Below are 13,554 nucleotides of genomic sequence, written 5' to 3'. Positions count from 1 at the left end.
AGCAGACAGGAAAGATACCTATGACTACAAAACTCAAATGGGGCATTTTAGGTGCCGCCCGCGTCAATGAGCGCTTATTGCCGGCGATTGTTGAAGCCTCAAATTCGCAACTGGTAGCCATTGGCAGTCGCCGTCCGGGCGCAGCAAAAGCTATCCTGGATAAATATGCGCCGAATACTGACGGCGTGACCTGTTACGACGATATGCAAAGCCTGATCACTGATCGCAATGTGCAGGCGATTTATTGCCCGATGGCAAATGAAGAGCATGCCGAATGGGCGTTGAAAGCGATTGAAGCTGGCAAGCATATCCTGATCGAAAAACCGATGGCGACCAGCCTGGCGGATATCATCAGCATTGAAGCAGCGGCTAAAGCCAACGGTGTGACAGTGATGGAGGGCTTTATGTACCGCTTTCATCCGCAGCATGCCAAAGTGAAAGCGTTGATCGACTCAGGATTGATTGGCGATGTGCTCTCTTGCCGCGCCAGTTTTTCTTTCCTGATGGCACCCGCCCGCATGTACCGAATTACGCGTGATATGGCGCATGGGGGTGGTGCGATGTGGGATATCGGGCCTTATGCCATTCACGCCTTGCGCTGGTGTTTCGAGAGGAATGGCGAGCCTGCCGAGCCGGTCAATGTCGTTGCCTATGGCAAGTTGAATGAACATGGCGCCGATGTGGTGGCGAGCGGCATTCTTGATTTTGGGCACGATACCCATGGCCGCGCGCGTTACGGTCACTTTGATGTGAGCTTCGAGCGTGGCCGCAAAGCTGAATATGAAATCATCGGTGATAAAGGCTGGATCAGATGCCACAATATGTGGAGCTATCCAGTGGATGATCCTGTGATCAGCTGGGAAGCGGGCGGCAAGTCAGAAACCATCGTATTGCCCAAAGCCAATCACTTCAATCTCGAAATCGAGCATTTTGGTGACTGTGTGCTGAATGGCAAATCACCGTTGCTGACGTTTGCGGATGCCAAGGGCAATTGCAGGGCGATTGAAATGGTGATTTCAGCATTGACCAAATAAAAAGCGCGGACACAAAAAAAAGGATGCTCAGGCATCCTTTTTCTTTTTGCGGAATGGGGAGGCTAAATTTTATTGTCCAGGCCCATCTGGTAATATTTATGCACAATTTTCTCCTGGTTTTCCAGCAGCCAGTCTATGCTGGGCTCATTGCGCAAGGCTTTTTGAATCGCCTTAAAAGTTGCTTCACGGTGAATATCAAACAAGGCTTTATGGTCGATTTTGTCTTGTTCCAGGATTGCCGGGCTTAGCCAGACAGAAACAATAATGCCGAGGTCGTTGGCTTTTTCCTTGGGGATATCGCCGCTGCGGACCGCATCCAGTACGCCGTTGGCAATCGCGCCTTGTACCGTGCCCATCAGAATATTGGTGTAACGCGGGTCTTTTACCGTCACCTTGCTCACCATCAACGTCGCCGGGCGCACCATGATGTCGGTATTCATGATTGCCAGCACACGGGTATGGCCTTTGACCTGGTCACCCAATAAGTTGGCAAATGCAGTCCCCATAGGGCCGTTCATCTCGCCAATCGCGACTTCGGGTTCTGCTGCCGTTCCGGGCGGGCCGCCAGCAACCAGGGCTTCACCGACACGCATAATGATTCTATCGTCAGACATCTACATACTCCTTTGTGATCAATGTTTTTTTACATGGTAGGGGAAAACGCCAGGCATGGCTATCGCAGACATTGAATTAGCAGGTTTTTGATTTCACTGCTACCGCTTGCCACGATAATTAAATACTCATTAACCCTTGATGAAAAACGGGTTCTAAGGAATAATCTACCCTTTCCGTAAAAGGGCTGGTTTCTCGCCTTTTTTAAAGAATTCAATCAAGGTTTTGCAGCTTTTTGTGTAAGACCGCTCTTATTTTCATTTGGGAGAAAACAATGGCAACACGTGTCGACTTGTGCAACGCTATTCGTGCTTTGAGCATGGATGCTGTACAAAAAGCAAACTCCGGTCACCCAGGCGCTCCTATGGGCATGGCGGAAATTGCTGAAGTGGTTTGGAACCACAATTTGAGCCACAATCCTACAAATCCACAATGGGCTAACCGTGACCGCTTCGTGTTGTCAAACGGCCATGGCTCAATGCTGATTTATTCATTGTTGCACCTGACAGGTTACGATTTAGGTATCGAAGATATCAAGACTTTCCGTCAATTGCACTCACGCTGTGCTGGTCACCCGGAATTCGGCTACGCACCAGGCATTGAAACCACTACCGGTCCATTGGGCCAGGGTATTGCTAACGCTGTTGGTTTCGCAATGGCTGAAAAACTGCTGGCTAACCAGTTCAACAAGCCAGGCCACGACATCGTTGACCACTACACTTACGTGTTCCTGGGCGACGGTTGTATGATGGAAGGTGTTTCTCACGAAGCATGTGCACTGGCTGGTACCTGGGGCCTGGGCAAACTGGTTGCTTTCTGGGATGACAACGGTATTTCTATCGACGGTCACATTGAAGGCTGGTACACAGACGACACAGCAGGCCGTTTCAAAGCTTACGGCTGGCACGTTGTGTCTGTTGATGGTCACGACCAGGACGCGATTCAAAAAGCAATCGACGAAGCGAAAAAAGTCACTGACAAGCCTTCATTGATCTGCTGTAAAACAATCATCGGTAAAGGTTCACCAAACAAATCCGGTTCACACGACTGCCACGGTTCTGCACTGGGCGACGCAGAAGTTGCTGCAACACGTGCTGAAATCGGCTGGGCACACGAGCCATTCGTGATTCCTGCTGATGTTTACGCTGGCTGGGATCAAAAAGTGAAGGGTGCCAAGCGCGAAGCTGACTGGAATGATAAATTCGCAGCTTACGAAAAAGCATTCCCGGCTGAAGCTGCAGAGTTCAAACGTCGTATGAACAACGAGCTGCCAGCAAACTGGAAAGCGGAAACAGACAAAATCATCGCTGCCATCAACGAAAAAGCAGAAGGTGTTGCTTCACGTAAAGCTTCACAAAATGCAATCGGTGCCTTGGCGCCATTGTTGCCAGAATTCCTGGGCGGTTCAGCTGACTTGACTGGTTCTAACCTGACTTCAACTGGCAGCTTCGTACATGTAAACGCGAAAGAACCGGGTAACTACATCTCTTACGGTGTACGTGAATTCGGTATGGCTGCGATCATGAACGGTGTTGCACTGCACGGTGGCCTGTTGCCATTCGGCGGTACATTCCACATGTTCTCTGACTACATGAAGAACGGTATGCGTATGTCTGCGTTGATGCATCAACGTGTGATCTACGTGCTGACCCATGACTCTATCGGTCAAGGCGAAGACGGCCCAACTCACCAACCAGTTGAGAACACTTCTGGCTTGCGTTACATCCCACGTATGGATGTATGGCGTCCAGCTGATGCGACTGAAACTACCGTTGCATGGGTTGCTGCAGTTGAGAAGAAAGACGGCCCAACAAGCTTGGTTCTGTCTCGTCAAAACCTGCCAGGTATCAAACACGAAGCTAAAGACTTCGATGCAATCCGCAAGGGTGGCTACGTATTCTCCGACGTTGCTGGCGCACAAGTGATCATCATCGCTAACGGTTCCGAGCTGGATCTGGCTGTGAAAGCTGCTGCCGAGTTGAACGCTGCCGGTACTAAAGTACGTGTGGTTTCAATGCCATCTACTAACGTATTCGACCGCCAAGACCAGGCTTACAAAGACAGCGTTCTGACTCCAGGCGTTGTTCGCGTAGCGGTTGAAGCTGCTCACCCAGACTTCTGGCGTAAGTATGTAGGTTTAGAGGGTGCTGTGGTCGGTATCGACACATTCGGTGAGTCTGCTCCTGGCGGCGCACTGATGAAGCACTTCGGTTTCACTGTTGAAAACGTAGTCAACACCGTTAAATCTGTACTGTAATTAAACAGATTTGCAGTTTAAAAAACCGCTTCCTAGGAAGCGGTTTTTTTATTTGTATGGATAGCTGCGCAGATATTAATACTATGGAATCAGCCCAAAGTAATGACTTATCTCTATGCGGTGAGTAAATTGACCTGCACATCCACCCGCAGTATGGGCTTCACATTGGGGCCGATAAAACTCCCCGCAACTGGAGGAACTGCTTCTGGGTTGCGAGACACGGCTACCGCGATATGGTGCGTCCCTGTGACAAGGCCAGAGGTCGGGTCAAACCCTTTCCAGCCAGTGCCCGGCAAATAAACTTCTGCCCAGGCATGTGTTGTGGCATTGCCTGCCTCAGTGGCAGGCGCGTGCAGATAACCGCTGACAAAGCGGCTGGCAAGCCCCATTTTTCGGCAAGCCTCGATAAACAGGGTTGCATAATCCCTACAGGAGCCGCTGCCATATTGCAGGGTGGTAGCGGGCGTTTGTACGCCTGCTGCCTCACGAGCCTGATAACGGAATTGCGTATAAATCGCCTGATTCAAGGTGGTTAGCAACTCAAACGTATTGCGCTGTCCATTCAGCAAACCAAGTTGCTGCAGCCATTGATTAACTTGAGCCTCGTCTTGTACAAACACCGGACGCTGAAACGCTGCCAGATCTGCCCATTCGGCTTCCGCATAAGAAAATGGATAGTTCACGGCATAACTCTCCATCCAGAAATCAAGCGGAGCCTCTTCATAATGTTGTATCACCACTTCGCTAGCGATAGTCAGCTTGTCACTAGCCTGTGAAAAGTTGACAGTCGCCAACGAATTATCAAACACATCCCGCGACCATCGGATCTGATAAGCCGGCGATATGTTAAGAATCGAAGATTCGATACGCAAGTCGTGTCCTTCCCGCGGACGTATCAGCAAGCGATGTTGTTGCAGCGTCACCGGAGAAGAAAAAACATACTCGGTAAGATGTTTGATTTTAAGACGTTTCAAGGTATTTATATCAGGTCACGTTAACCAGGGGCACCTGGAAGTTGGGTCATGCGTACTGACATCTCTTCAGGATACAATGCCGGACCAAACTGGGTAAAAATAGCCACATCCGCAGCATCGTGCCCGTAGGCAACTGTTACACGGCCGCCACGAGGAGAAGGTTGTGTAGGGTCAAAGGTATACCATCGACCATTCACATAAGCCTCAAACCAGGCATGGAAGTCCATTGGTTGCAGCTCATACAAGAATCCCACCACCATCCGCGCCGGAATACACAAGCCACGACATAGGGCGATCCCCAGATGCGCCAGTTCGCGACAGACACCTTCACGCGCCTGGTTCACCTCCACTGCAGAGAGTTGATAATGCGGAGAGTCTGTGTTGTAGTTGATGTTTTGCCGAATCCATTGCTCTATCGCCATCACCTGGTCATAGCCTGGCTGCGCATTCGCCACTATCTGCTGGCCCAGATCAATCAACTTGTCTGACTCGCAATAACGCGAAGGCAATAGATAGGTGAGCACATCATCTGGCAGATTTTGCACATCATTAAACGGTGCACCGGGGGCGGTATCTATCCCGTCCGCGGTTAAAATATCAGCAGAGGTACTAATACTAAATTTGCCCACAGGTGCCATCAGCCGCTGGCAAAGGTTGCCATAAACATCGGTATACTCAACCACCGGCACGCTCGGGTTAAGTGTATAAGACTGTTGCGCGACCCATTGCTGCACACCGCTACGCGGACGCAGCATCAAAATAAATGGGGTAGGGATGATCACATTAAATGTGATGTCACATTCAGTACGTAGCCACATTGCGTGAATCCTTATGTGGTTTATTCAGTTTCATTCTAGCCTTCTTTGATAAACACTGCGCATAGTTTGAATTCAAGTGTATTGAACCCGCCAGTTACTCTCATGCCGTATTATCAGGAAACAGCCGTACAAATGCGTTCACCTAGATAATTTTTATATGGATAAATTGCTCATGACCTTAACATGACGCACATACGATTCAAAAAGTTCGCTTGATTTGCAAGACTTGCCCCGTTTTTTGCATTTAATGATAGTCTGACCACACCTCTTATTAGCTAGCCTTATGAAAACCCCGCAAAGATTAGAACCCCTCATCGAAGACGGCATTATTGACGATGTCATCCGCCAGCTAATGAGCGGCAAAGAAGCCACCGTCTATGTAGTGCGCTGTGGTGAAGACACACGCTGCGCCAAGGTCTACAAAGAAGCCAACAAACGCAGCTTCCGCCAGAGTGTCGATTACACCGAAGGTCGCAAAGTCAAAAGCAGCCGTCAGGCCCGTGCCATGGCTAAAGGCACCAAATATGGCAAACAGGCACAAGAAGAAGCCTGGCAAAGCGCCGAAGTGGATGCACTGTATCGGCTTGCCGCCGCCGGAGTCCGCGTACCGACCCCGTATCAATTCTACGAAGGTGTATTGATTATGGATTTAGTCGCCGACGCCGAAGGTAATGCCGCGCCCAGGCTAAACGACATCGTGTTTAGCGCTAAAGAAGCTCGCCTGCATCATCAAACACTCCTCAAAGAAGTCGTGCGCATGCTGTGTGCCGGTATCGTGCATGGCGACCTTTCTGAATTCAACATTCTGCTGAGTGAAAACGGCCCGGTGATCATCGACTTACCCCAAGCGGTAGATGCCGCAGGCAACAACCACGCCATGAGCATGCTCGAACGTGATGTTCGCAACCTGGCTGATTTCTTCGGCCAATTTGCGCCTGAGTTACTCAACACAGAATATGGCAAAGAAATCTGGGCATTCTACGCGCATGGCGACCTTACCCTTGAAACGGAGCTGACCGGCAGATTCAAGCAAGACAACACACCGGTAGATTTAAAAAGCGTGGTACGCGTGATTGACGCCGTTCGCGATGAAGAGGCTGCCAAACAAATGCGCTTGGCAGAAGCAAAGGCGGCATTGCCAAAAGCAGGGCGATGATTGTTGATTAGTAGTTCGCTGTCAGTTACAAAACCGCCTTCTGCAGGCGGTTTTTCTTTGTTGGTTACTAATCACCTGGGCAAGTTTGATCAATAACAAAGTTATTCAATAATAACCCTGTAAAATATAGGTTTTGCTAATCGCCTCACGAAAGTTCTTATGTCCTACCCAGCCTGCCCGCAATGCCAATCTGAATACACCTATGAAGATGGTGACAACTACGTTTGCCCGGAATGCGCGCATGAATGGAGCAAGACAGCAGCGGCAGATTCAGAAGAGGTTAAAGTCATTCGCGATGCCAATGGCAACGTACTTCAAGACGGCGACACGATTACCGTGATTAAAGACCTCAAAGTAAAAGGATCTTCATCGGTGGTAAAGGTAGGCACTAAAGTGAAAAATATTCGCTTGGTCGATGGAGATCACGATATCGACTGCAAGATTGATGGTTTTGGTGCGATGAAGTTGAAGTCAGAGTTCGTGAAAAAGGCTTAGTAGAATCTGGTTTTGATTGTTATTGAATATCGGGCGTAGAGATATAGCTTTATAGGTGAAGTATGTCGCTCGGAAGGTGCTAGAAACGTTTCTTGACTTCTATACTCCCTCTAACAAAAACCTTTATCAGAAATTAGAAACTGTTCAATTTGATGCTCACAAAAAAACAGCAATTTTGAAATTCTCTAATGACTTATCTCACTATACAGGTAAAGGTTTTGATCCTGCGCTCGTGGCAGAAACACAAAATAATGTGAAATATCTTTTGGAAATGATTGAGACGGTAGCTCCACTTCATTATCAAGGTTTAGAAAAGTTATCGATTAATTAAATTTTCCACTTTTCCTACACAGTTTTCAGCACCTGTCTGATACCACTATCTTTCTTAAAAACTATCATTTAACTACTAAAAATCTAATTAATGAGGAGGCTATATGTCATCGTTCGTTCTCTATCTAATCGGTTTCGCTATTCTGATCGGCGGCATTGCATGGGCACTGGTTGAAGCTGGTGTGCCGCATACATACATCATTATTGCTTCCGTGATTCTCACGGGTATTGGCATATTAAAAGCAGTGTCACACACCAGGACTAAAGATATTTCTCGCAACTAAGTAACTTCGTAGTTATCAAACAGGTTTAACCGCTACAAAGTTAACTTTCTGAATCGAATGTAATGAACAATTTTAATAAAACAGATCTCCACCTTGATGGGTTGGAGATCGCTGGCTTGTATCTTGAAGATGTATTTTCTGTTTGGGAACACTACGATAAAAACGCTAATAAGTACTTCACCGTTTTTATGATTAACAATTCCCGCATTACCGTGCCCGCTACTGAAGCTAATGTCGCATTGCTTTATCAGGGCGGGCATCCTGTTTCTGAATTTGTGATTAACGACGGCGTTGTGGATGAGATTGAAATCAAAAGAAACCATGGTGTGGCTATTTAAGCCGCCTGTCTCAGCTTTAAGTCACCCCATTAAGGATCGTTTTAATGTCATTGCATTTATCCCTTAAGCCGTTAATCCGTAAACCAGCAATCAGCAAAATGGGTGTAGCCGCTTTGCTATCGCAACTGGTTTTCACTGCTCATGTGGCCATGGCAGAAACAAATGTTGCTGCAAAAGTGGCTCTGCCGATTCAAAGTTACATTTTGCAGCCTGCCGAGTTGCCACCTCCTGCCATCAGTGAGCTTAAAGTGCCGCAAGGTTTTTCAGTCAGCAAGGTAGCGGAAAGCCTGGGCAATGCCCGTGTGCTGGCGATATCACTGCAAGGCAATCTCTACGTGACCAGGCGTGAGCAGGGCGATGTATTAATGTTGCCAAAAACGGGTGATACGTTTGGCAAGCCGGTGCGCGTCGCTAGCCGTTCCGGTATGCACGGCATCGCTTTCCGAGGTGATACGGTTTACATGGTGACAGTGAAAGAAGTGTTTACTGCACCTGTGTTGGCGGATGGCCGTTTCGGGCCGTTGAAAATGATCATCACCGATTTGCCGGATGCGGGACAACACCATGACCGAACGATTGCGATTGGTCCGGATGACATGCTGTATATTTCAGTTGGCTCAACCTGTAATGAGTGCATAGAAACCAATATTGAAAATGCGACCATGTTGCGCAGTACGCTGGACGGCAAAAAGCGCGTCATTTTTGCTTCCGGTTTGCGCAACACGATCGGTTTCGACTGGAACCCGCAGACCGGTGAGTTATGGGGCATGGATCATGGCATAGACTGGCTGGGCGACGATGTGACGCCTGAAGAAGTCAACAAAATCGAGCAGGGCAAGCGTTATGGCTGGCCATATATTTTTGGTAACAATGTAGAGAATCCACGACTGGTTCCTTCAGGCAAGCTTGAAAAATCGGACTGGAAGAAAACCAGCGTGCCTATGGTGCTTGGCTATGCTGGCCATGCGGCCCCCATGCAGATGGCGTTTTACAATGCGGGCCAGTTTCCCGCCGAATACCGTAATGATGCCTTTGTCGCGATGCACGGTTCATGGAACCGCCAGACCCCTTCCGGCTATGAGATCGTACGTATCCATTTTGAGAATGGTAAAGCTGTCTCCATCGCGCCTTTTCTGACAGGCTTTGTTAGCAATAAAGGCCAGAGCGGCCGACCATTCGGACTGGTGACTGATAAGCAGGGCAATCTGCTTTTCAGTGATGACGTCAACGGTGTGATTTATAAAGTCAGCTACAAAGGCGATGGAAAAGCAGCGGCGAATCCACCTTCAGCCATTCCTGCGGATAGTATGAAGCAGCAAGCAGCGCAAGGTTCTGGTGTGCAGATTGCCACTTTGCGTAGTGAAACCGAGATTGCAGGAAAACAAGCCAGCAAATTGACTGTGAGCAGTCCTGCATTCACCAATGGCGAAAAAATACCGGATAGTCATTCCAGCTATGATCAGGGTGCCAGCTTTGAGTTGAACTGGAGTAAGGGGCCATCGGCAACGCAATCTTATGCCCTTATTATGGAAGACCCGGATGCCAAACCTATCACTCCAGTCGTGCATTGGGTGGCATGGAATATAGGCAAAGAAATCACTACTTTGCGTGAGGGCCTGCAAAAGCAGGACAGGCTGGAAGATAAAGCTGAACGCATGGATGGCCTGATGCAAGGCCAGGCGACCACCGGGAAAATCGGCTATGTTGGCCCCAAACCACCAGCAGGTGACCCACCGCACCATTATCATGTGCAGGTATTTGCACTGGATACCGTGCTGCAAATTCCCCCGGGTGCAAATCGCGATACTTTGCTTAAAGCGATGGCAGGCCATGTGATTGCCAAAGGTGAGCTGGTGGGTACATTCCAGCGGCCTGAGAAGCCGGCCAAGCCTTAATTATGTAATTAAGTGGCAGATTCTATTAGGCTACATTTACCTTTTTTAGTACCTCGTTAATGCGCGTCTGCCAGCCCGCACCCGTCGCCTTAAATTTTTCTAAAACTTCATTATCTAGCCGGATATGTACCAGTGTTTTATTACTACCAACAGGCCTACCCCGCATTTTCTTGAATTGTGCATCGCTAACTTCAAAAGTGTCAGGGTCGGCTGCTATTCCTGCATTGATGCGAGCTTCTTCCGCAGCATCCGGCAACTCTAATTTCAACACTTTAGGTTTCAATGTTTTTGCGTGATTTGACATATCTGTTCACTTCCCTGGTATTTGCTTTTCGTAAGCTAATCACATGTATTGCTTCACTACGTTCTGTATACACGACGCAATACAAGCGGTTAGCAATAGGTGCAAATCCTATTAAACGTACCTCACCATAGTCTTCGCGTTCATCTTCGATAAATAGCAGCGAGTTCCAATCAAGCAATTTGGCATCAGCGAGAGAAATGCCGTGCTTTTGTAAATTGGTTAAATTTTTATTTTTAGAATAACTGAATCTCATATTATTGTAATTACATAAAATAATTAGTCAATGATAAATTTTAATTATAAATTAACATATGTTAACCATATTATGTCGAATCATTTGTTTACAGTTGAATTAAACCAATTCGCATAAGCCAACTCTCAAATATAATCCTTATTAATACTTTAATCAGGTCATCCCATGCGAACCGAAAACGCTGTTGCACCAAAAACCATTTACCTTAAAGACTACACACCGGCGCCTTACCTGGCGCAACAGGTCAATTTAAGTTTTAACCTGTTGCTCGGCAAAACTATCGTCACCTCTGAAGTGAAATATGTAAAAAATCCGGCGGGCGTTTCGAATGACCTGGTGCTGGATGGTGAAGAGCAGAAAATTCTTTCGGTAGCGTTGAACGGTCAGCGATTTGATAGCTATTCGGTTGCCGATGGGCAAATGACCTTAGTGAATCCAGGCGATGAATTTACGTTAACCATCATCAGCGAGATCGACCCTGCGGCGAACACGGCGCTTGAAGGCTTGTATCAATCACAGGGTAACTATTGCACCCAGTGCGAGGCTGAAGGCTTCCGGCGCATCACTTATTACCAGGATCGGCCGGATGTGCTGAGTATTTTTACCGTGCGTGTTGAAGCGGACGCCAAGGCTTATCCGGTGCTGCTGTCTAACGGTAATTTACAGGATTCTGGCAGCTTGCCGGATGGCCGTCATTACACTGTCTGGCATGACCCTTTCCCTAAACCATGCTATTTGTTTGCGCTGGTGGCCGGCGATCTGGTGCGGGTGGCGGATACCTTTACCACCATGTCTGGTCGCAAGGTGGATTTGCATATTTATGTGCGGGCAGGGGATGAAAAGCAGTGTGGCCACGCCATGGAGTCACTGAAAAAATCCATGAAGTGGGATGAGGAAGTGTATGGCCGCGAGTACCAGCTGGACCTGTTTAATATCGTCGCGGTGAGCGATTTTAATATGGGCGCGATGGAGAATACCTCGCTGAATATTTTCAACACCGCGCTGGTGCTGGCACATCAGGAAACCGCCACCGATAGCGATTTTATGAGCGTGGAAGGCGTGATCGGGCACGAGTATTTCCACAACTGGACCGGTAACCGCGTCACCTGCCGTGACTGGTTCCAGCTGTCGCTGAAAGAAGGCTTTACCGTATTCCGCGACCAGGAATTCAGCGCTGACCTGAATTCACGTGCAGTGCAGCGTATCGACGATGTGAACGGCTTACGTCGCTTGCAGTTTCCTGAAGATGGCAGCCCGCTGGCGCACTCTGTGCAGCCGGATCAGTTTATCGAGATCAGCAACTTCTACACCAAGACGATCTATGAAAAAGGGTCCGAGCTGATCCGCATGCAGCATACCTTGCTCGGCGCCGAGACTTTCCGCAAAGCCACTGATCTGTATTTTGACCGCTATGATGGTCATGCCGTCACTTGCGATGATTTTGTGCAATGTATGGCGGATGCGTCTGGTCGTGATATGTCGCAATTTTTCCGCTGGTACAAGCAGGCGGGAACGCCAACCTTGCAGGTCAGCAGTCAGTACGATGCAGCGCAGCAAAGTTATACGCTGACCTTTAAGCAATCGCAGCCGGATACACCTGAGCAAAGCAACAAGCAAGCGTTACATATTCCAGTCGCGGTTGGTCTGTTGGATGCCAATGGTAAAGAGATTCTGCCAACCCGCGTGCTGGAAGTGACTGAGCGAGAGCAAACATTCACTTTCGCTGACTTGCCTGGTAGGCCTGTGCCTTCCATTTTGCGTGGCTTTTCAGCACCAGTGAAACTGGAAACCGATTTAAGCGACGATGACCTGCGTTTACTGCAAGTGCATGACACCGATGGTTTTAACAAATGGGAAGCCGGACAGACATTGGCGTTGCGTACTATTCAGCGCGTGATGGAAAAACCAGAGACCGATATTTCGCAATTCGTTGCCGATGTCGGCACCCTGGTTGAGCAAGGCCTGGCGGGGCAGGGTGATAAAGCCTTGCTGGCACGCGCATTAAGCCTGCCTTTGCTAGGTGTGATTGCGCAGCATCAGGCTGTGGTGGATCCGGCAGCCATTGATGAAGCGCGCACTGCGATTCTCAAGCAAATCAAAAGTACGCATAAAGATGCGTTAGCTGCGTTGTATGATGCAAATCGCAATACGGGCACGTTCTCCATTACACCGGAAGCGATGGGCCGCCGTGCGTTGCAACATGCTGTGCTGGATATTCTCACTGTGACTAATGGCACCGGTTGCGCGGCACGCTCAAAAGCGCATTACGATGCGGCGGATAATATGACTGACCGCGTGACAGCGTTGGCCTGTTTGTCAGATAGCAGCCAGCCACAACGCGCAGAAGTCTTTGCCGATTTTTATGCCCGCTTCAAAAATTATCCTTTGGTGGTGGATAAGTGGTTCTCGCTGCAAGCAATTGCCAACCGCGAACAGATTTTTGATGACCTCGCCATGTTGCGCAACCATGCAGATTTCAATATCAAAAACCCTAACCGTGTACGCTCACTGTATAGCGCATTTGCAATTAACAATCCGGTGAAGTTCCATGATCCTAGCGGTAAAGGTTATGCTTTCTTGCGCGATGTGATTATCGAGTTAAATACAATTAACCCGCAAATCGCCGCACGCATGGTGACGCCATTACGTGAGTGGAAACGTTACACACCGGCATTGCAGGCACAAATGAAAGCAGCCCTGGAAGCCATATTGGCAACGCCAAACTTGTCCGGGGATGTGTTCGAGATTGTAACTAAGAGCCTTAACGGTTAGTGAGCAATGGATGGTATAAAAAAAGGAGGCAA

At 48.6% G+C, this 13,554-nt stretch carries 14 protein-coding genes; 9 read left to right on the top strand and 5 right to left on the bottom strand.

Features of this window, described 5'->3' with window-relative positions; genetic code table 11:
- Positions 1-20: 20 nt before the first annotated feature.
- A complete protein-coding gene (locus tag ASG34_RS06185; protein WP_055828137.1) occupies positions 21-1,034 on the top strand; it encodes a Gfo/Idh/MocA family protein in 1,014 nt (337 codons plus the stop codon).
- 62 nt (positions 1,035-1,096) lie between these two features.
- Here ASG34_RS06185 and fae read toward each other — a convergent pair whose 3' ends face one another.
- The gene (fae, locus tag ASG34_RS06180; protein WP_055828134.1) at positions 1,097-1,648 is read right to left on the bottom strand and encodes a formaldehyde-activating enzyme; all 552 of its coding nucleotides are present in this window, start codon (positions 1,646-1,648) and stop codon (positions 1,097-1,099) included.
- Between the two features lie 272 nt (positions 1,649-1,920).
- Between fae and tkt the strand changes: the two genes are divergently transcribed.
- Positions 1,921-3,903 carry a transketolase gene (gene tkt / locus ASG34_RS06175; protein ID WP_055828131.1) on the top strand — a complete coding sequence of 661 codons (1,983 nt, stop codon included), beginning with the start codon at positions 1,921-1,923 and terminating at the stop codon, positions 3,901-3,903.
- Positions 3,904-4,016: 113 nt separating this feature from the next.
- Here tkt and ASG34_RS06170 read toward each other — a convergent pair whose 3' ends face one another.
- Complete coding sequence (locus ASG34_RS06170) at positions 4,017-4,877, bottom strand: transglutaminase family protein (protein WP_055828129.1); 861 nt, start codon at positions 4,875-4,877, stop codon at positions 4,017-4,019.
- 20 nt (positions 4,878-4,897) lie between these two features.
- Positions 4,898-5,695: a transglutaminase domain-containing protein gene (locus ASG34_RS06165; RefSeq protein WP_055828126.1), complete on the bottom strand. Its 798-nt coding sequence runs from the start codon at positions 5,693-5,695 to the stop codon at positions 4,898-4,900.
- Positions 5,696-5,978: 283 nt separating this feature from the next.
- On the opposite strand from ASG34_RS06165, the gene ASG34_RS06160 reads away from it, so the two are divergent.
- The 6 genes from ASG34_RS06160 to ASG34_RS06135 all read left to right on the top strand — a co-directional run bounded on the left by ASG34_RS06160 (position 5,979) and on the right by ASG34_RS06135 (position 10,193).
- On the top strand, positions 5,979-6,851 hold the full coding sequence (locus ASG34_RS06160) for a PA4780 family RIO1-like protein kinase (RefSeq protein WP_055828122.1): 873 nt from the start codon (positions 5,979-5,981) through the stop codon (positions 6,849-6,851).
- A 159-nt stretch (positions 6,852-7,010) separates the two neighbouring features.
- Positions 7,011-7,346 (top strand): zinc ribbon domain-containing protein YjdM, encoded by a 336-nt coding sequence (locus ASG34_RS06155; RefSeq protein WP_055828119.1) that lies wholly within the window; start codon positions 7,011-7,013, stop codon positions 7,344-7,346.
- 76 nt (positions 7,347-7,422) lie between these two features.
- Positions 7,423-7,677, top strand: coding sequence for a hypothetical protein (locus ASG34_RS06150; RefSeq protein ID WP_200934461.1), 255 nt, complete (start codon positions 7,423-7,425; stop codon positions 7,675-7,677).
- Positions 7,678-7,780: 103 nt separating this feature from the next.
- Positions 7,781-7,960: a hypothetical protein gene (locus ASG34_RS06145; RefSeq protein WP_055828113.1), complete on the top strand. Its 180-nt coding sequence runs from the start codon at positions 7,781-7,783 to the stop codon at positions 7,958-7,960.
- A 62-nt stretch (positions 7,961-8,022) separates the two neighbouring features.
- Positions 8,023-8,298 carry a hypothetical protein gene (locus ASG34_RS06140; RefSeq protein WP_055828110.1) on the top strand — a complete coding sequence of 92 codons (276 nt, stop codon included), beginning with the start codon at positions 8,023-8,025 and terminating at the stop codon, positions 8,296-8,298.
- A 44-nt stretch (positions 8,299-8,342) separates the two neighbouring features.
- Positions 8,343-10,193 carry a YbhB/YbcL family Raf kinase inhibitor-like protein gene (locus ASG34_RS06135; protein ID WP_055828108.1) on the top strand — a complete coding sequence of 617 codons (1,851 nt, stop codon included), beginning with the start codon at positions 8,343-8,345 and terminating at the stop codon, positions 10,191-10,193.
- Positions 10,194-10,218: 25 nt separating this feature from the next.
- On the opposite strand, the gene ASG34_RS06130 is transcribed toward ASG34_RS06135, so the two are convergent.
- Positions 10,219-10,497, bottom strand: a complete 279-nt coding sequence (locus ASG34_RS06130; protein ID WP_055828105.1) for a BrnA antitoxin family protein — start codon at positions 10,495-10,497, stop codon at positions 10,219-10,221.
- Positions 10,466-10,750, bottom strand: a complete 285-nt coding sequence (locus ASG34_RS06125; RefSeq protein WP_055828102.1) for a BrnT family toxin — start codon at positions 10,748-10,750, stop codon at positions 10,466-10,468. The genes ASG34_RS06130 and ASG34_RS06125 overlap by 32 nt, the downstream gene beginning before the upstream one ends.
- A 165-nt stretch (positions 10,751-10,915) precedes the next feature.
- On the opposite strand from ASG34_RS06125, the gene pepN reads away from it, so the two are divergent.
- The gene (pepN, locus tag ASG34_RS06120) at positions 10,916-13,522 is read left to right on the top strand and encodes an aminopeptidase N (RefSeq protein ID WP_055828098.1); all 2,607 of its coding nucleotides are present in this window, start codon (positions 10,916-10,918) and stop codon (positions 13,520-13,522) included.
- The last annotated feature ends 32 nt before the right edge of the window (positions 13,523-13,554 follow it).

This window comes from Methylophilus sp. Leaf416, from assembly GCF_001424665.1.
Classification (GTDB): Bacteria; Pseudomonadota; Gammaproteobacteria; order Burkholderiales; family Methylophilaceae; genus Methylophilus.
The sequence above is the reverse complement of the archived record's forward strand: the minus strand, read 5'-3'. Positions and strand labels throughout refer to the sequence as shown.